Source organism: Nostoc sp. CCY 9925 (assembly GCF_963920935.1).
Classification (GTDB): Bacteria; Cyanobacteriota; Cyanobacteriia; order Cyanobacteriales; family Nostocaceae; genus Nostoc.
On record NZ_CAWUDO010000051.1, the window covers coordinates 42,321 to 60,971 of the forward strand.

General features: G+C 42.1%; 23 protein-coding genes and 1 pseudogene. 18 read left to right on the plus strand and 6 right to left on the minus strand.

Going from position 1 to position 18,651, the window contains the following annotated elements; genetic code table 11:
• The first annotated feature begins 83 nt into the window (after positions 1-83).
• From ACM0OY_RS23290 to ACM0OY_RS23330, 9 genes are all read left to right on the plus strand, one after another.
• Positions 84-1,706: an AAA family ATPase gene (locus tag ACM0OY_RS23290; RefSeq protein WP_414571204.1), complete on the plus strand. Its 1,623-nt coding sequence runs from the start codon at positions 84-86 to the stop codon at positions 1,704-1,706.
• 326 nt (positions 1,707-2,032) lie between these two features.
• Positions 2,033-2,386 (plus strand): hypothetical protein, encoded by a 354-nt coding sequence (locus ACM0OY_RS23295; protein ID WP_193950295.1) that lies wholly within the window; start codon positions 2,033-2,035, stop codon positions 2,384-2,386.
• A 64-nt stretch (positions 2,387-2,450) separates the two neighbouring features.
• Positions 2,451-2,996: a WGR domain-containing protein gene (locus tag ACM0OY_RS23300; RefSeq protein WP_414571205.1), complete on the plus strand. Its 546-nt coding sequence runs from the start codon at positions 2,451-2,453 to the stop codon at positions 2,994-2,996.
• A 71-nt stretch (positions 2,997-3,067) separates the two neighbouring features.
• On the plus strand, positions 3,068-3,337 hold the full coding sequence (locus ACM0OY_RS23305; RefSeq protein ID WP_094331091.1) for a hypothetical protein: 270 nt from the start codon (positions 3,068-3,070) through the stop codon (positions 3,335-3,337).
• Between the two features lie 113 nt (positions 3,338-3,450).
• Positions 3,451-3,648: a hypothetical protein gene (locus tag ACM0OY_RS23310; protein ID WP_414571206.1), complete on the plus strand. Its 198-nt coding sequence runs from the start codon at positions 3,451-3,453 to the stop codon at positions 3,646-3,648.
• Positions 3,645-3,842 (plus strand): hypothetical protein, encoded by a 198-nt coding sequence (locus ACM0OY_RS23315; RefSeq protein WP_414571207.1) that lies wholly within the window; start codon positions 3,645-3,647, stop codon positions 3,840-3,842. Before ACM0OY_RS23310 ends, ACM0OY_RS23315 begins: the two co-directional genes overlap by 4 nt.
• A 239-nt stretch (positions 3,843-4,081) precedes the next feature.
• Positions 4,082-4,426: a hypothetical protein gene (locus ACM0OY_RS23320; RefSeq protein WP_414571208.1), complete on the plus strand. Its 345-nt coding sequence runs from the start codon at positions 4,082-4,084 to the stop codon at positions 4,424-4,426.
• 14 nt (positions 4,427-4,440) lie between these two features.
• Positions 4,441-4,653 carry a hypothetical protein gene (locus tag ACM0OY_RS23325; RefSeq protein WP_414571209.1) on the plus strand — a complete coding sequence of 71 codons (213 nt, stop codon included), beginning with the start codon at positions 4,441-4,443 and terminating at the stop codon, positions 4,651-4,653.
• A 52-nt stretch (positions 4,654-4,705) separates the two neighbouring features.
• Positions 4,706-4,981 carry a hypothetical protein gene (locus ACM0OY_RS23330; protein ID WP_414571210.1) on the plus strand — a complete coding sequence of 92 codons (276 nt, stop codon included), beginning with the start codon at positions 4,706-4,708 and terminating at the stop codon, positions 4,979-4,981.
• 23 nt (positions 4,982-5,004) lie between these two features.
• Here the strand turns inward: ACM0OY_RS23330 and ACM0OY_RS23335 are convergent, their stop codons facing one another.
• Positions 5,005-5,127, minus strand: coding sequence for a hypothetical protein (locus ACM0OY_RS23335; protein WP_414571211.1), 123 nt, complete (start codon positions 5,125-5,127; stop codon positions 5,005-5,007).
• On the opposite strand from ACM0OY_RS23335, the gene ACM0OY_RS23340 reads away from it, so the two are divergent.
• The 9 genes from ACM0OY_RS23340 (at position 5,126) to ACM0OY_RS23380 (ending at position 12,148) form a co-directional block, all read left to right on the plus strand.
• Complete coding sequence (locus ACM0OY_RS23340) at positions 5,126-5,467, plus strand: hypothetical protein (protein ID WP_190901858.1); 342 nt, start codon at positions 5,126-5,128, stop codon at positions 5,465-5,467. The genes ACM0OY_RS23335 and ACM0OY_RS23340 overlap by 2 nt on opposite strands.
• Positions 5,468-5,661: 194 nt before the next feature.
• Positions 5,662-6,078 carry a hypothetical protein gene (locus ACM0OY_RS23345; RefSeq protein WP_414571212.1) on the plus strand — a complete coding sequence of 139 codons (417 nt, stop codon included), beginning with the start codon at positions 5,662-5,664 and terminating at the stop codon, positions 6,076-6,078.
• Positions 6,071-6,799, plus strand: coding sequence for a hypothetical protein (locus tag ACM0OY_RS23350; RefSeq protein ID WP_414571213.1), 729 nt, complete (start codon positions 6,071-6,073; stop codon positions 6,797-6,799). The genes ACM0OY_RS23345 and ACM0OY_RS23350 overlap by 8 nt, the downstream gene beginning before the upstream one ends.
• 163 nt (positions 6,800-6,962) lie before the next feature.
• On the plus strand, positions 6,963-7,373 hold the full coding sequence (locus ACM0OY_RS23355; RefSeq protein ID WP_414571214.1) for a hypothetical protein: 411 nt from the start codon (positions 6,963-6,965) through the stop codon (positions 7,371-7,373).
• Between the two features lie 178 nt (positions 7,374-7,551).
• Positions 7,552-8,268: a hypothetical protein gene (locus ACM0OY_RS23360; protein WP_152590977.1), complete on the plus strand. Its 717-nt coding sequence runs from the start codon at positions 7,552-7,554 to the stop codon at positions 8,266-8,268.
• Between the two features lie 11 nt (positions 8,269-8,279).
• Positions 8,280-10,112, plus strand: coding sequence for a hypothetical protein (locus ACM0OY_RS23365; RefSeq protein ID WP_414571215.1), 1,833 nt, complete (start codon positions 8,280-8,282; stop codon positions 10,110-10,112).
• Positions 10,113-10,129: 17 nt separating this feature from the next.
• Positions 10,130-10,795, plus strand: a complete 666-nt coding sequence (locus tag ACM0OY_RS23370) for a hypothetical protein (RefSeq protein ID WP_414571216.1) — start codon at positions 10,130-10,132, stop codon at positions 10,793-10,795.
• Positions 10,796-10,933: 138 nt separating this feature from the next.
• The gene (locus ACM0OY_RS23375) at positions 10,934-11,155 is read left to right on the plus strand and encodes a hypothetical protein (protein WP_414571217.1); all 222 of its coding nucleotides are present in this window, start codon (positions 10,934-10,936) and stop codon (positions 11,153-11,155) included.
• A gap of 132 nt (positions 11,156-11,287) precedes the next feature.
• On the plus strand, positions 11,288-12,148 hold the full coding sequence (locus ACM0OY_RS23380) for a class I SAM-dependent methyltransferase (protein WP_414571218.1): 861 nt from the start codon (positions 11,288-11,290) through the stop codon (positions 12,146-12,148).
• Positions 12,149-12,310: 162 nt separating this feature from the next.
• Here the strand turns inward: ACM0OY_RS23380 and ACM0OY_RS23385 are convergent.
• From ACM0OY_RS23385 to vnfG, 5 genes and pseudogenes are all read right to left on the minus strand, one after another.
• Positions 12,311-12,586 (minus strand): annotated as a pseudogene (locus tag ACM0OY_RS23385) (abortive phage infection protein); the annotation flags it as partial.
• A 157-nt stretch (positions 12,587-12,743) separates the two neighbouring features.
• Positions 12,744-14,114: a nitrogenase component 1 gene (locus ACM0OY_RS23390; protein WP_414571219.1), complete on the minus strand. Its 1,371-nt coding sequence runs from the start codon at positions 14,112-14,114 to the stop codon at positions 12,744-12,746.
• A 363-nt stretch (positions 14,115-14,477) separates the two neighbouring features.
• Positions 14,478-16,001, minus strand: a complete 1,524-nt coding sequence (locus ACM0OY_RS23395; protein WP_414571220.1) for a nitrogenase component 1 — start codon at positions 15,999-16,001, stop codon at positions 14,478-14,480.
• A gap of 138 nt (positions 16,002-16,139) precedes the next feature.
• Positions 16,140-17,525, minus strand: a complete 1,386-nt coding sequence (vnfK, locus tag ACM0OY_RS23400) for a V-containing nitrogenase subunit beta (protein ID WP_414571221.1) — start codon at positions 17,523-17,525, stop codon at positions 16,140-16,142.
• 453 nt (positions 17,526-17,978) lie between these two features.
• A partial coding sequence (vnfG, locus tag ACM0OY_RS23405) for a V-containing nitrogenase subunit delta (protein ID WP_414571222.1) occupies positions 17,979-18,651 on the minus strand: 673 nt, incomplete at its 5' end.

Below are 18,651 nucleotides of genomic sequence, written 5' to 3' on the forward strand. Positions count from 1 at the left end.
CAGTTACCAGTTTTAACTCGGCTGGTAACTGCTGATCATAAAGGCTTCGCCATTTCACAAATGAAGTAGTTGAAATAATTGACATGAAACTCTCAAATCTGCTCTCCACGCTCGATTCACAAATCCCGATCGCCGCAGTTGATGTCCTGTCCCCCGATGAAGCAACTATCATTCAGTGGTTGACAACCGAAGCTAAAGAAAAACTCAACAGTCCAGTTTTCTTTTGGAACCTGGGAGTATCCAGCCTGGAGCAATGCCTGATTGCACCGGATGGTGGGCTGGTGTTTAAGTCGGTGCCGGAGTACAAAAGACCTGCTCATACAGATCCGTTGCTGTTAGTATTCGACTATATAAATAACTTTGATGGCGTTGGCGTGTTTATTCTGGGGGACATACACCCATTTCTTGGCAAGAATTCCCCACAGATGAGTTGGGAAATCTTGACCAGAGTGAAAAACCTTTACCACCGACTCAAACCTACAGAAAAACGGATCGTGCTGCTGGGTCAAAACATCGAACTACACGATTCTTTGGTAAGGCTCATCCCCTACTGTGAAGTGCCACTACCGAACATTGGCCAAATTCAAGACCATTTCGAGTCATATCTGGTTTTTCTTGAAGAATCTGCTACTGAGCAGGATGTCACATTTCGAGTGTCCCTGAGTTATGAAGAAAAAGAAACCTTTGCACGGGCAGCCCTGGGACTGACGTTAGAGGAAGTCAGCGATTTCTTGCGACTGACCGTTAAAGAGCGTTTGAGCCGGAATGGTATTTTGATTGATGCTACAGTTACGCCTCTAATAGTCGAGTACAAAACTCGGCTCTTGGCTCAAATGGGAATTGAATTGGGAAAACCTGCAACTATCCCCTTTGGCGGACTCGATTTACTGCGCGAATGGCTGATGAGGCGGCGGCGACTGTTCACTATTGAAGCGCGATCGCTGCATCTGCCGCAACCCAAAGGCGTATTGTTGGCGGGGCCTCCCGGAGTTGGTAAAAGTTTACTTGCTAAAAACATCGCAACTATACTGAATTTACCACTCCTACAACTAGACATTGCGTCCCTTTTAGGCTCACTCGTTGGCGAGTCCGAGGGCAATGTCCGCCGCGCACTTAAAACGGCTGAAGCTATTGCCCCATGCGTATTATGGGTTGATGAGATAGAAAAAGCACTTTCGGGGATTGGTGACACAAGTGGAGTTTCCCAGCGAATCCTGGGAAATCTGCTCACATTTATGAGTGAGTGTACGGCTGGCGTGTTTGTTGTAGCTACCTGCAACGACCCGTCAGCACTACCAAGTGAACTCAAGAGGAAGGGAAGATTTGATGAAAACTTTTTTGTTGACTTACCAACCGAACCGGAGCGATGTCAAATCCTGAAAATTCACCTGGAGCGTTTTGGCATTGTGGTCGAAGGCGAATATCTGGAAGCGATCGCTGCAAACACCGCGAAGTTTTCAGGCGCAGAATTAGAAACTCTAGCAGCAGAAGCGGCACTGCTGGCGTTTGACGAAGGGCGACCGCAGCAAGTGACGCTGGGAGATTTAGAGAATTGCAGCCATTCCATTACCCCGCTTGCTGTTCAGGATGCGGCGGCAGTTGAGCGAATGCAAGCTTGGTCTAAGACTGCGAGGGCTGCTTCTAGTCCCGTCATCGGGGCGAAACAAGCGTCTTTGCGTACTGCCAAGTTTCGCAACATGAATTGATAAAGTCCGCGATTTCTCCTGTTGTGTTCAAGAGAAATCGCATTGTTAAAAAGAGACAATTGCTACGCCAAAAAGAGAGTGAATTGGCTTGGATTGACCGAGAAGATTGCAGATTGGAGATTGGAGATTGGAGATTAAAGAAAAGCAGATTGAAAAATCAAGCCCCTTAATTTATTAATGGGGATAATCTACAATCTACCTTCTAAAATCATCAGTAAATCTAAAATCTATCAATCCCAAGCCCCTAACTTTAGTTATGGGGTCAATCTCCAATCTGCAACCTACAATCAGTTGACAATGATATTTCTAATTTCAAGGTAAATCAAATGGCAAATACAGACTTGGTAACTTATTACGGTCAAACCGAAAAAATCGACCAGTTAGTTGAAAAACATGGTGCATATTTAGAACAACTGGACAGAAAAACGAAACTCTTGCTACGTACAACTTTGTCGCAATATGTTTTTATGCAACAAATATGTACTCCTGATAACTATTTGGTTACAGAAGCTTTGAAAGATGGAGACTTTGAGAGATTCCTGTGTGATGGTATTCCAAAAGTGTTAATAAATCTCTGTTCTGAGCTAAATGGACTAACTGTTGACGATGCTGAAACAATTTTAGAAGCTTTGCAACATCAATTACGTTGGGGTAATGCCCGATTATTGACGATTCAATAACTAATTACAGGTGAATATCTAAAAATTAGATATTCACCTGTTTACTAATTCCAGCATAAAAACTATGGAAACATATCTTGTTTTTGTTGACGCTGTTAACAACAGCAACAAGTTCTGGAGCGCAAAAGCTGAAGGCAGCAACTTAATAGTCCAATGGGGACGTGTTGGTTATCAGGCACAAACCAAAGTCCACACATTAGGAAGTTATCAAAGAGCGGTTGCTAAATTTCACAATCTAGTAGCCGAAAAAAAATCTAGGGGCTACAGAGAAAGTCAGCCACAAATGGATGGCGAACGCAGTATTTCAGATATCAGACGAGCGATACAACTATTAAATAGTATACGCCTGGCTGTTGCAAATAGGAACTTCGGTGATAGCTACATACTTGCCCTTAACGAGTATCTGAAAATTGTCCCAACACCATTGGGAATGCAGATTGATCCTTACAGGGTGTACCAAACAGTTGTAGATGTTGACTATCAACAAGAACTACTCAATTCTTTGCTAGTGAATGAACCTGTAGCTGTTCAGATCAAAGAATCGCCGCAATCTGAACCGAAAACTGTCAGCCTCAAGGCTATCAGCAAGAGTTTCTGGCGACATTTGTAATTTTATAAGCGTCACTTTCTAAGAGATGCTAAAAAGCTACACTTCATTTTGAAAAATTGTTTGGGTAAATTATGGAAATCAAGACTATTGCTGTAACTTACACACGTAAGTTCAATTTAGGTGACTACGAATCTTTAGAATTAACTTGCTCACTATGGGGACAAATTGACCCAAAAGAAGAAGATGCACAAGGGACGACACAATTTCTATTTCAACAAGCAAAAGATTCTGTTAAGGAAGCTGCAATCCCAGTAATTAAAGCTTCCACACATCAAATGAATAAAGCCAAAATGTACAAGCACTCTGCAACAAATCAATTTGATGATCTTGATAATTTCTAATAACTAAAATTCACGTTTTAAATTCAAAAATACTTTAGTCAAGCATTAATACTGCTTGGCTATTTTTTTCTGCCATCGCTTTGCTTCCTACAAACCACAACAGGAAAGACATCATGCCTAAAAAAACTAACCCAGTCCCAAAAGACCATTCCCAGTTATGTCTTCAGTACCTCCACCGTTGCGGTGGCAGCGCTCGATTATCTGCCATCAGCTTTAGTCTCTGTGTCATACAAACATTAGTTAATCGCAAGCTGGTAAAAGTGACAAATACAGGCGCAGGATTTTTTGTGGAGTTGGATGAAGCGAAATGAAAATACAAGTCGAGCAGCTAACTGCTAACGAATTTTTGTGGGCGAAAGACTGGATAAAAGAGTGTTTGCCTTGGCGCGATTTATCCTGCCCTGAAGAAGTTGAAGAACTCACAGAACAAGAAATAATTTCCGGCATCAAAATCCACTATAGCGGAGGGATAAAACCAGGGCAAACGCATCTAAATTACTCTTGATCACAACGAAGGTTAAAAACCAACGAAAAAATCAGGATTTCGCGCTTGATTATTTTTTAAGCCCCAAAGCGATCGCCTAAAATTTTCGCAATAAGCAAGAGTTAATGACATTAATTTTAGTTCTATTGAGAATAGACTTTGCTTGTTGACATGATGCGGCCGCCCTGGGGATAAAACAGTTCAAGTTGTCTGTAGAGGATCATATTTTTCCTAGTAATTCATGAGAATAAGTGAAACCGATGGCTAATCACAAACAAATTGCTCGTTCAAGTATGCAAGAGCCAAAAGTCCGGTTAGTTAAAAGTCATCGTCCAAGAAGACGATTCAACCCCAAGATTTCCGTTGACTGCATCATACAAACAACTGCAATCATCTCTCTACTCGTAACTGGTTTTTTAGGAGTTGGAGCAATGGGATGTTGGGGAATGGAGATTATCGAGACGAATGCTGAACCCAACATAATTATCTCTGCTTGGGAGCAACATAAAAATATCTGCTTGGGTGCAATGCTGGTCAGTTTTTCCGCTTTCTTGGGCAGTTCTCTAATCGGAGCAAGCCTCAGTATTCAACGAGATAAATTTTAGGTGAGTTAACGGCAATGAGAGAGTACAAAACCAAACATGGCGGCTACAAAATCGAGACTACTGAATTATCAGATGGTGCTGTAGATGTTCACGTTGGAAAGCAAAACTTTTTGAAAACAACCTGGGCATCTCCTTCAACTAAAACCTTTGACAATCATACGCAAGCTGTTCGCCATGCCAAAAATGCTATTGATAGCGGCGAAATCGATTCGGTTTTTCAAAGTTGAAACTAATGGAAATTCGTTCCTTTCAACCATCTAAATTTAGAGGAGCAAGAAAATGACATTAACTTTAGATAATTACTCTCGAAACAAAGAATCGTCTCTGACGAAAGCATTGCGGCAGATACAACAGCTAAACTCCAAGATTCATGAATTAGAGGAGCAGCATCAAGATTACGTGCAGAAGCAACAGAATCTAATTGCAGCCATCGCGGAAATCTGTGTTTCTCCAATGCAGGAGATTCAGGCGCTGCGGATTCTGATTTATAAGGGAGAAGCAGCTTGTCGGCAGTACTTGCGCTTAGTGCTGGTGAAGCGAAAGAAGGCTTTTTAAAATACCAAAAAACAACCCCTATCTTATGCCTTGCCGGAGGCACACAATATTTTTAAATAAGCTTCAAGCGATCGCCCCCAGCCGAGGTAAGCGATCGCCATTTCCGCTCCTTGTGACGCTAATCCTATAGGAGGGTAATTAAACATGGTACGAACATTAGAAGACAAGTTCAATTGCAAGAGTGAGCTATTTTTGTTGTCGGAAGACGAATACCAACCGAAAAATAAACTGGAAGAAATTGCAGTTAAAGCAGTCAAGTTAGCAGGGTTACACACCCGGCTTGGGGACTATGAATTTGTCTCGACAGCAGTTAGATTGCTTGAGCCATTCATTGCTGCATGGTATCATCGGGCCGAACTGTCCCCGCCATCGACCGCGACAATTTGCAAATGGTTTTATAATCAGCCACCAAAGTGGGCGATCGCTTTATTGGTGAATGAACAGCAAAAAATTTTTGAACAAGTTTCGCGGAATCTTCAAATTTAGCTAAAACAGAAAACTCTACGAAATCCGAAAAAGCCCTTGAAGATTGCGAGTGGCTTTTTTATTGTATAAAAGCAAGGTCAATCACAGTTAATTCACTATCAATTAATAGAGAATATGACATCAAAATCATACGGAATTGACACGGGTATTGACTATGTTTTTTACACTCTTGACTACCTATTGACTATTTATTGATGAACCAAGCATGGAGAGAACAACTTTTTAGCCGAAAGACCACTAATTCTGGGTTGAATCCTTTGGTTTTACCGATGACTAATGCCAAAATGTTGCGAGTTTTGGATATTTGCTATCGGACATGGGAGCGTTGGACAGAAGTGGCTGAAACAATCCCACAGTATAAATTATCACGAATCCAAATGCAGAAGATGGCACAGGAAAAAAGGTTAAGAGCGCCATTGATTCGTCCATATCAAGTATGGGTACTAGGCAGGATTGGCGAAGTGTTTGGAGATTTAGATCAAGGTACAAACAAGGTTGAAATAGCAAGGTCGATTGTGGAAGCCAATAAGTCGGAGTACACCGTTAAAGAATTTGAAGCTGAACAAATCAGATTTACACAACCACCGACAGGAGAATTACAAAATGTCTGAAACAATAGATAAATTTAGCCGTCAAGATTTGTTTGAATTACTGGGTGAAAAATACGCTCCTGCTAAAATCATTGCTGGTTTAGAGGAGTTGGCTAAGTCCGACCCAGATATTAACCAAGATGTAGAAGATGACGCAAAAGAATTTAGCATTGACATTTGCGATCGCTTGGAAAAGTTGTTCAGTTTAGCACAAACAACCCTCGACAAGTCGAAGCTGTTAGAAGGTGAGAGCAATTTGGCAAATATACAGACTCAAGCCATAGAAAGTGTGAGTGAACAATTACATCTTGCTGGAGTCAGCCGGGAAACGTTTAAAGCATTCTTGGACATTGTGGCAGGTAAAACTGTTGCTCAAGCGCTGGCAGTTCATGAGTTTGAGCAAGAATTGTTCGATGAAATCACCAGTGAACTTGATGCTCGTTCATTACAGCGACGGACAGAGCAAGGTTTTGATGAAATAGCGTTTATTTATCAGTTGGCCAAGAATCCCGAAATCAGGCAACAAATTACCCAAGAGTACGGGTTAAAGACTGGGGATGAAATTAAGCAACAAGTTCAAACCCTCACTACTGCTGCAACTGTTGGTTTTGACCCGAAAGCATTTTTAGACGAATTAGGAGTGCCGACATCAGAAAAAAAGTCGAAACGACCTGCGACAATTCAGGATCTGAAAAATTTGACACGCTCTTTGTTGAGCGAGAAATTCCAATCTCCAGCTTAAAATGGCGCAAGTTCTTCGAGCAGAATCTTTTCGGATTCTCAATTATTTTTTTTCTAATTTGTATTGGGCTATCTGTTTATATTCGTGTTGCTAATGCACCGCCACCCCAGACAACACAAACTATCGACGGGCAACAACCGTAAAATATTTTGGCTGAGTGGTTATGAAATACCAGAAGCAAGCGATGTTGGGATTATTGGGCATGGGGTTAATCGCAAGTCCTTGGTTATCACAACTGCCAGCCCAATTCAAAACTTACAACAGTGGCATTACGATTCGAGAGTCTGAAGAACTAGAACGCATTAAAGCCGAGCAAAGGGCAGAAACCGCCGACAAAATTAATTCTCTTGGAGTTACACCCTCATTCAGTAAGTTACGAATCAGGAACTATCTAGACTCAAAAAAACATAATCCTAGACCTGATACTACAGGTTATTTAGAAGATGAAACAGTTTTTGTGTATGACTCAACAGGTTTTTGTATTGGGCGAATTGAACAGAGGCAATGGAAATGGAAATATCGATTCAAAAATGCTTGTAAGAATTCACCACTGTACCAAGATTCTCATGATTGACCAAGAAGATTGGAGATTGAAGATCGCAGATTGGAGATTGAATGTTTTTGGTACAAGCCCAGCAGGAAAGTGGGCGAAATAAATCTCAAATCAGAGAAGCTGCATCTCTTGTAAGTACAGTCAATTCTCTTATCTACAATCGGCAATCTACAATCGGCAATCTACAATTGTTCGACCTATGAAATATCTCACTCCAAACAAATCTAATTCCCAACCAAAACCAGAATCATCACCACAAAAAGAACCGAAAAAAGGAGGGAGTGACTACTTAGAATTATTAGCTCGGTGGATTGTGGCATTAATCTCACTGCCAGTCATCTTTATCTCACATATCATTGCCCAATTCGTTACCCCAGGCACACCCGGATACAAGCTTGTTGGTGCAATTGGTTTCTGGATTGGTACACTGCTTTCTACTGATAGCATCTGGCAAGTTTTATTCCAGGGAAAACCGATTTTTCCCTGGTTTGAAACAGAATGGATTGGTTGGTTTGGTTGGTTACAACTCCTATTTAATCCCTTGTTTTGGATTAGCTTCGGTATCTCTGCACTTGTCCAAGTGATGGAAGCTAGGACATTGCGTGGTAAAGACCCACAACAGGCCAAGAACGAGTTTGAGGAATCAAAACAATACACACTCGGCAGTAAACCAAATGGGAATATCGACCTGACAGTGGCATTGTGGGGCGATTACAAAGCTGCTGGCATGAAAGAACGTCATACAGGGGGAGCGATCGCACTGTTTTTCTGGGTTTTTGATCTGACTACTACCTTCGTTGGTCGTAATCCCTTCCGCTACACGAACCCTGGTGTGATCTTGGCTTGCTTTGCTTACAACGTAGCTTCAATGATGGCAGGCGAGATTGGTTACAGCATTTGGAAACTTACTAAATAAAAGGAGAATACATGGAACAAATACCAATGCTAGGAACCAAAGAAACGGCACTTTTACGTGACGATTATCCCAGCATTGAGTATTTGGAAGCTGGGAATACTGCTTCTTGGTTGCAGGAACGCCAAGACCAGTTATTAGTCCGCGCCAAAGATGAGCGTAATGGCATGAATCTTGCTAAGTTCATTACTTTAGCGACGGCGGCGGCTGGTGCTGTTTGTTATGCCACTTCCCCACTTGCTCCCATCGGTGCAGTCGTAGCTGGTGTTGGTTATTTATGGTCAATTGTTCAGGACTTAAACGATACTCATCAATTTGCACCGATTCCCTTTATCCGTGGCGACTTCTTCAGTTTCCTTTCGGCAATGGGTGATAGTGTTGCCAGGGACGAATACTTTGCTAACTTCAATGAACTTGCTGATTTAATGCTGCACTTAGAGCCAATGGAGAAATACGAATTCGCCATGCTCAAACAATGTTCTCATGTTGTGTGTGAATACCTGAATGCTGTTGAGCCTGGGAAAAGATTTTATGCTTACCGTTGGTTACTTGATTGGTTTATTCAACTTAAAGGCTATTTCCCTACCCCTGAACAGTTATTCGGTCATTTGGCGCAAGTAAGTGTTGACCCCAGAGTAAACTATCAGCAAGTTACGGCTATTCAAGAAGCAACCAAACCTGAGAATTTAGGTATTCCAGAGGCAAGGTTTGCAAAATTACCGAGTAGAGGAGCAAGGGAGCAAGGGAGCAAGGGAGAGGAATTAGACCCAGATACTTCTTTTCCTACAGTTCCTTCTGCTTCTTTCTCCCCTGCACCCTTGCCCCCCTGCCCCCCTGCCTCTCCAGTCAATACCGATATCTCTACCTACACCACTAAACCTCAAGTGCAGTATGACCTAATTGGGCATATTGCTAAGAAAGTTACCAATATGCTATGGGTTGGTGTCCCTGGTTCTGGCAAAGGCATCACCATTAGCAATGCAATCGATGCTATTAAGCGCCTGCATCCTGACATACACATCTTTTATATTGACCCCAAAGGTGACGAGAAAGAAACCGGTTACTTCAAAGGTCGTGTTGATACTTTTAAACGGGCTAAAATCCTAGAAATGTCTCCGGTCGAAGCCGTTAAATGGGTCAAAGAATGCTTTAGCGAATTTCAAAATATCTCTGGCTCCAAGCTGATTATTTTGGATGAAGGAACAGCTGTCTGTTCCAAATTTAAAAATACCAAGGGTGAAATTGGCTGGCTTAAGGACAAAATCATCTCTTACTGTTCTTGCGGTGATAGTTCCGGTTGGCATTTCTGGATTGTTGTGCAAAACCCTCACACTGATGACTTGGGCATTTCTGGCGGGCTGCGATCGCAGTTAACCTCTGTGGCGTTGGTTCATCCTGATAACGTCCCAGCTTACAATGCCATGATTGCCACCCAACTCATCCCCAGCGATCGCAAGATTACCTCAACCCAAGTCATGGAAATTGCCGCACAATCACCAGTCGGTCGAGCGGTTTATTACGGCGGCATCAATGAATGGATACCAATGCCTCTGTTAAAGAATTTCTCTGGTTATGACCGGGATACCAAAAACTTTATTGACTCTGTACCAAGTAATAAGCAAACCTCTCAAGCTGAAACTAAGGAGTCAACCACACCAACAACCCAAGCTCAACAGATGTTGGCGCTCTTAGAGAAGACGAAAGCCAATTCCATTGATGAGTTTATCCAAACCGAGTTGAAATTAGACGGGATTCCACCAGAGCTGATCCGAAAAGGAATCGAAAGATTGCTTCAAAATTCACCAATTAAATACAAATTCGACAGTTGTGATAGTAATCAAAATTAAAATTTGTTGAATAACTTATGCAAGACAAGAATCAAAGCAACTCCCCCTCAAAAGCCTCAAGCTCTTTAGAAAAATTAACGACAAGTGTTGTTAACTTTATTAACAGTCTTTCTCAAAGCTTTAAAATATCAGAACGCGAACTACTAGTTCAAAAACAGTGGCTACATAATATGCAAACTAGTAAGCTTCTCAAAGAACAACAGGATTTCATCAATGAAGCTAATCAACAGATGCCTATACTATTAACTTCCAAGTCAAGATTAATAATTCTGGAAGCAATACTTGTCACTCGTGCCAGAAATGGACAACCTATAGACGATTTAGTGAAGGCAATTGAAGTAGTCAAGAAGAACGTTATTGAGATAGATATCCAGCCAAATTTCAATTTAGAAAAGGAGCGAAAAACTCAACCTCAGAAAGGCAAAGATACCCTAATTACACATCGTCATCAATACGAGTTACCTATTCTGAGCGAAGTTGGTAATTTAATCACTGATGTCCGAAACCTTATATTAATTGTGCCTCTAATTGCGGCTCTATTTGTTTTGATTTTGCCGATTACTAGCCCAAAAATTTGCGATTCTTGGGAAAATGCTACTGGTACTTATGAAAACAAAAGTTTGTTTTGTCAATTTTTAAATGATTTGAATCGTTTTTTTCAAGACTATCAGAAGCTCCAATGAATCTTCTAGCTCCGGCAATTGCTGCTGGAGCTTAAGCAATATAATACGGTGTAAATCATTGTTTACTACTCAAAGATGTAACATTAATACTAATTTAATCACAAGCGTGCCATTCTCATCAGGCGACACAATCAGCAAATGTTCTTGCGCCGAAATGCCCAACTGTTGCAGCAGGAGTTGGAGCTTGAAGCTGAATTGTTAGAAGAAAATCCAGAGTTAGCCCAGGTGATTCATTCTCTTAATATGCAGGAGATTCAGAGTAATCAGCAAGGGCTAGAAAATGTTTTATGCTCAGAAGGATTAGGGACAAAAGACCAAAGTGTTTGGAGTAAGTTTTTTCCGGGACTGGGTGGAAGGTAAATATGTCTTGGTCGAAATCTATTTCTCTTGATGTTGCTAATAAAGGTTAAAATAAAGTGCCTTTTGTCAATCAGTTAAAATACTCAAAATAACCTGAATAAAAATTCTGACAGATCCCTTGCTGGTTCTAAAATGAAATTTGACTTCATCGCTGACACGCCTCAGTTTATGCAAAACTTTAGACAAGATATAAATGCCAGAGCTTCTATGGATTTGGAACAGCGAAGGACTTGGTATTCTCCTGTTGCTGATGTTTATTACAACGCAAGACCACACTATCCAAAGGAATTAATTGATCGGTCTGTCGCTTTAGCCCAACTTGACTCAGATGCGTCGATTCTTGAGGTTGGTTGTGGTCCAGGAAATGCGACGGTGGCTTTTGCTCAATTTGGTTTTTCAATGACGTGTATTGAGCCAAACCAGGATTTTTATCATTTGGCACAACACAACTGCGATCGCTATCCAAAAGTTACAATTTGCAATACTTCATTTGAGGAGTGGGAACTAGAAGCAAAACAGTTCAATGCCGTTCTATCTGCCAATGCCTTTCATTGGATACCGCCAGAGATTAGATATACCAAGACAGCATTGGCAATGTGCGATAACGGTTTTCTTATTTTGCTATGGAATCTGACCCCAGAACCGAAATACGAAGTTTACCAAGTTCTAGAGGAAGTGTATCAAGCTTATGCGCCCTCCCTTGTTCGATATGAAGGTGCCCAGATTCAAGCAGAGATTTTGAGGGGGTTTGAACAAGAGATTTTAGACTCCAATTGTTTTCAAGAGTTGGTTGTCGAGCAAACCGCGTGTGAAGTCACCTATAGCATTGATGACTACCTCAAGCTTTTGATTACCTTGCACAGAGTAGAGCCACAAGCCAAAGAGTTACTATGCGTAGGATTGCGAGAGATGCTAGAAAAATTTGGAGATAGCGTACAACTTGAGTTTCTTTCTGCTGTTCATGTTGCCCGCAAAGCACTTGTGAGAGGTTAGGCACAAGCCTTGAATAAATCAGCCCAGCCGTCGCTTTCACCTTGAGGGCTTTCATCACTGAATTTCTCTAAGCTGTCGCCCATATAACTTGCACTTTTTAGGGTCTGCAACAATTGTTAACTCTGTAATGCTCTGGAAAATTACAGATACGACAGCTTACTATTATTTCTTACCTACTTGCAACCGTCCTTTTGTACCTTGTGTCACCTTCGATTCTTCTTCTTGCTTACTGGAATTAACCATTTGCATCAAGTGCTAATTTAGATAACTCTGCGCCGAAATGTACAAACTTTCCCAAATCTCTTGATTGCGGCTGATTTTTGTACCGACTGTATTCCCTGCTGTTTTCTCCGACACCAAGTATTTGCGGAAGTAGTTAGTCCACAGGTGTTGCAGGAAATCTTCAGCAAATTTGTTAAACGGCAGAATCCATTTAAAAGATGAAATTTCGTCAGGGGTATTTTGTTGGGGGTAGGGTTGCAGGTTCGTGTTTAAGACAATTTAATTTGGATTGCGCCAAGGAGTTCAACATCTTCTTAATTCCCCACACTCCAATACCTGCAATCCTACATCCCACACCAAGAAGCCAACTATATCAAGGATTTGCATTTAACTTAGTGGCATTCGTCCAATGAATCTCTTTGGAACGAAAAGCTCTATCCCAATCGTTAGCAATCACTTCCATCATATTGATCATGCCTTCATAGCCAAAATATGGCTTATCAACATAAGTTTCTCTGTTAGTGGGGCTAAATACATCAAAAGCAATTTTGATTCCTAGTTCCTCTGCCATGTATTTTTCCCATGCCGAGCCAATCACAGCATCAACATCAAACTCTTCTAAAGTCTGTTTTACCTGATAGCCGTCTGCCGAAAATATTACGCGGGAAGTAAGACCGAGGCTGTGCAGTTCTCGCTCCAAAATTGAACGAGAATCAGGCATCGCCGAGCGAAATAATAAGACTTCAGGAATCATCTCCAATTCTTCAAAGAGCATTCTAACCAGTCCAATGCCAAGCGTTCCATCCGCAGATACAGCAATTCTACAGTTACGATATCGGGGAATAATCATCAATGCTCGTTTGCGAAGTGTATCTACGACCATTTCTTCGCCAAGTTTAATTAGCGGTTCGACTTTTTCTTCGATCTTAAAATGTGCCGCTAATGCCTTCAACCATCGAGTAGTGTTGTTTACACCTACTGGTAAAGGTATATCATCAAGGATGAGGGGGATATTGTGGGTCTCTTGCATTTTCCGAGCAAACTTATACCCAACATCATGACTAAGAACAATATTGGCCGTTGCCTCACCAGCTAGCTCCAGTTCTTCAAATGAAGTATTATGAGAAAAAACAGTCTGTACTCTAATCCTCAAAGATTTTAAAATCTGCGTTACCCATTGCAAGTCAGCCCACCAAGTAGGATTAAGATTTGCCTGTGGCGCAATGATATTTACAATCCTCGGCTTTCTACCCCTTCTTTTAGTCTGCCTTTTCTTGATAAAAGGAAGTAAAGCATCCATTCCCATCTCCAAGCCATCATAAGCATTGCCCCGAAATCCACCAGCCATTAAAGGAACGAGTTTGGCTTTGATATCTGGCTGAAGCTGGTTGCACAATCCCGCAATATCTTCACCAATGATGTCTGCCGCGCAAGTACCAACGACAAACATGACCTTAGAATCAAAAGATTGATCCGCCTCTTTAATCATCCCTCTGAGTTTATCAGACGCTCCCATCACAATGTCTGACTCAAAAAGACGAGTACAACCTACTTTCCGCTTGGTGAAATCAACCTCATGAGCATCATACCCAGCTGCGACAGTTGACGCACAACCCTGTGGAGACTGAATCACAATACTAACATCTTTAATACCAGCAACTGTAGTTGCAATACCTTCAAGGGCACAGCCAACTACTGGGTCTTTACTATGGTTACAATTGTCAAAAGTCGTTTCAGCAGACATTTTTCCTCCTGTTTCTCTAAGGCTTGACTATGGTAAAAATTTTACTCATTACACCAACCTGGAATAGTCTACGTAGGTTGGGGAGCCACTGCGTTGGGCGGCTCTGCCGACTTGTTCGCTCTTAGCGTTCCCGCAGGGTAGCATGTGGCGTTTGAGGAACAAAACCCAATTATTTCTGAGAGTTTGTTGGGTTTCACTACCCTGTGGTTAGCCGCCTCCGGCATCTACGTTCTACTCAACCTACAATTTTCTACGTGTTAACGTACTCCTTCGGAGAAGCAAGCTACGCGGAGCGTCTCCAAGAGTTGCGGGGCGTAGCCCGACAAATCCATACTTTGATTCAGCAAAGTCACATTTTATTTATTACTCGTTAAAACATTTTCCCCGCTTCTTTCCTGCTGCATATACGGTACAGTCAGGCATGTCTTGAGCTAATTTTCCGCTTAGTGATTGAGTAGATGCTAACCCAGAATTTTTAGGGAATACCATTTGCTTGGTTAAAGCACTCCGAGGTCTAAAGCCATATTGAAGTGCTGTTTTAATACACCTTGCGACCTTTAAGGCTCCGCGATAGCCAAATCTGGGACGATTTAAGATAGCATTTAAATCGACTACGGGAATATGGGGGAAACTCAAGGAAGAACCAAAATAAACTACCGATTCTGCATCAAGACCACCAATGAAATCCAGTAATTCATCTTCCGTTTGTTTCATGGACTCGTACTTGCCAAAGGCCAGTGTCCCTTTCGTAATCAGGATTTCTGGGTCTAACCCTGTTTCCAACAAATAATCTACACTGGTTTCTCGTGCTTCTGTACTCCAGGGATGGAAGTTATAGATTACTACACGCATCCCAAAATCACGATCCAACATGTGAGCAAGGGATAAGCACTTGATAGCATCATGTCCTTCAATAATCGCTAACTTCCCTTCTATATAACTCTTAGCTGCTTCAAATTCAGTCTTGATTGCGGCATATTCCTTTTCCATTAAGGCAGCCGCCTGTTCTTCCATCCCTAAATATTTTGCCGCCCCTTCGAGCCATTTTTCTGTAGCGCTGATTCCGTAGGGAAGGATAGTAGAATTTAACGGCGTACCGAACTTGTCTGACATGGCTTTGCCAATGGTATAGCCAAGATCCAAACATAAAGTACAGTTGACTGCTGCACTCGGTGCTTGCTTGAGTTCTTCTAATGTACAATCACCTGCGATGACGCTGTGAACTCTTGCCCCCATTGCTTCTATTAATCGCACCAATTCTTTGACATCAGTTTCGACTTCTGTCCTTTCAGGGCCCATCTTCGCGCCCACAATATTGACGGCATCGGCTAGTTGTGCTTTCCGCTCTGGAGTTGGCGGCTCCATAAAATCTACGATTTGCCGAAATACGATATCAAATCCACTGCGATACTCCCCAGCGAATCCTTCACAATGTATCGTCATGATCTCAGCATCGATTTCGCTGCGGGCTTTATTCACTACGTCATCAACACAGTCGCCAATAATACCAGACGCACAACTAGTAGCAACAACGATCGCATCAGGATGGTATTTTTCATCTACTTCTCGAATCGCGCCTTTTAATTCTTTTTCGCCACCAAAAATTACCGCTTTCTCACTCATGTTCGTAGTCACCACGGGTTCATAAGGGGAACCACTATTGCGGCTATTGGTCAGCTTGTATGCTCGTTTGACTCCATAAGCACAGCCACTCGGCCCGTGAGAAATGACGATCGCATTTTTAATCCCACTTAAAATCTTCGTTGCAGTCCAAAATTTACAGGGGCGGGTATGACTACCTTGTAAAGTGGTCTTAATCTTACCTTCTTTTGCCAAGCGATAAAGTTCGCTCAAGTTTCCGTAAAATACGACATTCTGATCTATCATGATACTTCTCCAAATATTTCATCTTTTTTAAACGCAGAGGGTCGCTGAGGTTGGCGCAGAGGAACGCCAAGTTTTGAATAGAGGCTCAAGCACTCAAACTCTGCGCTCCTCTGCGTTCCTTTGCGTTTAAAATTCAATCTACCAGACGTTTAAGATCCACTCGCGATCATGCTTGTTCTCCATATCTGCAAACATGGCGTTGGCAATGTTATCTGCTAGCCATTCTGCTCCTTTGTAGCCAATCACAGGATATTTCCACAGACCTGCACGGTCAAAGCTGGGGAAACCTACCCGAACCATCGGAATTTTGTTGTCGATAGAAATATACCGACCCTTTGAATGACCTAAAATCAAGTCAATTTCGAGGGATTTATCTGTAATGCGGCGCTCTAATTCCCAAAGGTCTGCATTCCAGATAACTTCGATATCACAAGCTGCTTGCTTCTCCAACTCGGCAATTCTTGGGTCTTTGGTGCAGGCTTTGTTGTCGTCTCCCAACAACATCAGCACTGGCTCTAACTCAACTTCTAAGCAGAACTCTGCTAGACCAATTACTAGATCGGGATCTCCGTAAATAGCTACCTTCTTGTTGGCGAAGAACATGTGGGCGAGGTCTGCGATCGCATCAATAGCTTTACCCCGTTCTCTGACTAAAGATTCTGGTATTGGTTTACCAGTCAGTTTGCTGATATTTTGCAGCCAAATGTCGGTATTTTTGATGCCAATTGGTGTTGGGCCAATGATTGCAGGAACTTTGAACTTCTCTTGTAAGAATTCGGCTGCACTACCGCCTTCATATTTGCATAAGGCAATAGTTCCCAACGCATTAGCAGAATCAGCGATGTCTTCGATGGTGGTATTACCAAAAGCAAAACTTGTCTTATCAGGCATTGTGGGCGCATCGAAGGTTTCTGTATCCAGTAATATGTTTCCTGGAACGTCCATCTCTTTTAAGATGCGTTTAACTTCAGTGACATCTCCAGGGTTAAGCCACCCAGTAATGATGTTCAACTTGCCAGTTGGTTCGCCTTTTTTTGCTAGGGTAGAAATGATTGCATTTACGCCGACATTATAGCCTGTTACCTGGCTACCTTTGTAACTGGGGGTATGTACAGGAACAAGAATAACCTTGCGATCGGGATAGGCCTGCTTCAAATGGGCGTTGAGCTTGTTAATGGTTCCTTCAATATCGTCCCCAATTGTCTCTGTTGAACAAGTCGTAATAATTGGGATAATTCGTAAATCGGGATATCGTGCGATTAAGGTCTTTACACCTTCCTCAATCCGTGGTATACCACCAAGAACAGCGCTATTTTCATGGAGTGAAGAAGAAGCAATGTCAAAATTTTCCTTCAAATGCTGGGCAAACAGGAGACGAACGAACATACTACACCCCTGTCCTCCATGCACCAGGGGAATACAATCTTTGATTCCGATGGAAGCGTATTCAGCCCCAGCAGGCTGACAGGTAAATATAGGATTGATGATTCCCTTGCGTTCTTTCTGTTTTACGACTAAAGACATTCTCTTGACTCCTATGTGGTAAAAATTGCGTGATTTTGTTTGGCGTTGCTGAACGAAGAGATGAAGTGTCTTTTCGAGCTTAAGAAAGTGGAACGATGTCTGTGGCAAGCTAACGCTGCATCCAAATAGCATCGATTACAGAAGAAAAGTAGAATTGAATTTCGTGAAAATCTTGAAAGCTAGATGAGATGCTTCTGTAGTCAGACACTACGCTTCTTAGGAATGCTTTTGGTGTAGCCCGTTGGTGACATCGCTCTCTACTCAGTAGGAAAATTTCTGCACAAACACTAACAGGATGACTTGACTCTAATTCATACTCCAATTCAACAACGCCATTCGTTTGTAGAACTTACGCAAAAACCCTCTCAAACTCTCATTCCCCCGTGGACTCTGCGTCCTCTGTGGTTCGTTTCTCCTTACCTTTGCGTAAGTCTTGTTACCGATCTAATTGCTTTAATAAAGCGAATAATGTAATTCACCATTCTTCGACTTGGTTATTACAATATCGATCAGCATTGCCTTAACAGCTTCCAGTACTGCTTTCTTTTGCGAGTTCTCCATGCTATTTAACCATGCAAACCTAATTTCCAGGTCAGCCGCAAGGATCTTCGCATCTGCATAAAAACCTCTCTCAATCAAGGTTTCCAGAACTACCTTTTCTCCAGTCAAGATTTGGGCAGTCTTATTGAGAACACCATTGATGTTTTCTTCCCGATCCCATGCACGAGAGTGAAACTGCCACAAACAACGTTCTTGAATTAATTTTGTGACTTCCGCAGCTCGTTCTTGAATGTATGACGCAATTTCCTTAGCTTGCACTTGAACTTGTGGCGCAACTTCTTTAGCTTGTGCTTGAACTTGTGGCGCAACTTCTTTAGCTTGTGCTTGAACCTGTGGCGCAACTTCTTTAGCTGGCTGTTTAACCTGTGGCGCAACTTCTTTAGCTTGTGCTTGAACCTGTGAAGTGGCTTCCTTAACTTGCTGTTGAACTAAAGAAACGACTTGCTCAGATAGCTCTTTGGTTGCTTTACCGTTGCCATTACCATTCGTACTTGGCAGATTTTGCTCACCACGGATATCATCCTTAGCCAATTTCATCAAAGGAGAGTAGATGGCATTGTACATA

What these genes read in the sequence shown, in the direction of transcription:
- ACM0OY_RS23380 (WP_414571218.1), top strand. Translation starts at nt 11,288, where the DNA reads ATGAAATTTGACTTCATCGCTGACACGCCTCAGTTTATGCAAAACTTT.
- ACM0OY_RS23325 (WP_414571209.1), top strand. Translation starts at nt 4,441, where the DNA reads ATGAGAGAGTACAAAACCAAACATGGCGGCTACAAAATCGAGACTACT.
- ACM0OY_RS23345 (WP_414571212.1), top strand. Translation starts at nt 5,662, where the DNA reads ATGAACCAAGCATGGAGAGAACAACTTTTTAGCCGAAAGACCACTAAT.
- ACM0OY_RS23365 (WP_414571215.1), top strand. Translation starts at nt 8,280, where the DNA reads ATGGAACAAATACCAATGCTAGGAACCAAAGAAACGGCACTTTTACGT.
- ACM0OY_RS23340 (WP_190901858.1), top strand. Translation starts at nt 5,126, where the DNA reads ATGGTACGAACATTAGAAGACAAGTTCAATTGCAAGAGTGAGCTATTT.
- ACM0OY_RS23295 (WP_193950295.1), top strand. Translation starts at nt 2,033, where the DNA reads ATGGCAAATACAGACTTGGTAACTTATTACGGTCAAACCGAAAAAATC.
- ACM0OY_RS23310 (WP_414571206.1), top strand. Translation starts at nt 3,451, where the DNA reads ATGCCTAAAAAAACTAACCCAGTCCCAAAAGACCATTCCCAGTTATGT.
- ACM0OY_RS23375 (WP_414571217.1), top strand. Translation starts at nt 10,934, where the DNA reads ATGTTCTTGCGCCGAAATGCCCAACTGTTGCAGCAGGAGTTGGAGCTT.
- ACM0OY_RS23355 (WP_414571214.1), top strand. Translation starts at nt 6,963, where the DNA reads ATGAAATACCAGAAGCAAGCGATGTTGGGATTATTGGGCATGGGGTTA.
- ACM0OY_RS23290 (WP_414571204.1), top strand. Translation starts at nt 84, where the DNA reads ATGAAACTCTCAAATCTGCTCTCCACGCTCGATTCACAAATCCCGATC.
- ACM0OY_RS23350 (WP_414571213.1), top strand. Translation starts at nt 6,071, where the DNA reads ATGTCTGAAACAATAGATAAATTTAGCCGTCAAGATTTGTTTGAATTA.
- vnfK (WP_414571221.1), bottom strand. Translation starts at nt 17,525, where the DNA reads ATGTCTTTAGTCGTAAAACAGAAAGAACGCAAGGGAATCATCAATCCT.
- ACM0OY_RS23395 (WP_414571220.1), bottom strand. Translation starts at nt 16,001, where the DNA reads ATGATAGATCAGAATGTCGTATTTTACGGAAACTTGAGCGAACTTTAT.
- ACM0OY_RS23330 (WP_414571210.1), top strand. Translation starts at nt 4,706, where the DNA reads ATGACATTAACTTTAGATAATTACTCTCGAAACAAAGAATCGTCTCTG.
- ACM0OY_RS23360 (WP_152590977.1), top strand. Translation starts at nt 7,552, where the DNA reads ATGAAATATCTCACTCCAAACAAATCTAATTCCCAACCAAAACCAGAA.
- ACM0OY_RS23315 (WP_414571207.1), top strand. Translation starts at nt 3,645, where the DNA reads ATGAAAATACAAGTCGAGCAGCTAACTGCTAACGAATTTTTGTGGGCG.
- ACM0OY_RS23370 (WP_414571216.1), top strand. Translation starts at nt 10,130, where the DNA reads ATGCAAGACAAGAATCAAAGCAACTCCCCCTCAAAAGCCTCAAGCTCT.
- ACM0OY_RS23305 (WP_094331091.1), top strand. Translation starts at nt 3,068, where the DNA reads ATGGAAATCAAGACTATTGCTGTAACTTACACACGTAAGTTCAATTTA.
- ACM0OY_RS23300 (WP_414571205.1), top strand. Translation starts at nt 2,451, where the DNA reads ATGGAAACATATCTTGTTTTTGTTGACGCTGTTAACAACAGCAACAAG.
- ACM0OY_RS23320 (WP_414571208.1), top strand. Translation starts at nt 4,082, where the DNA reads ATGGCTAATCACAAACAAATTGCTCGTTCAAGTATGCAAGAGCCAAAA.
- ACM0OY_RS23390 (WP_414571219.1), bottom strand. Translation starts at nt 14,114, where the DNA reads ATGTCTGCTGAAACGACTTTTGACAATTGTAACCATAGTAAAGACCCA.
- ACM0OY_RS23335 (WP_414571211.1), bottom strand. Translation starts at nt 5,127, where the DNA reads ATGTTTAATTACCCTCCTATAGGATTAGCGTCACAAGGAGCGGAAATG.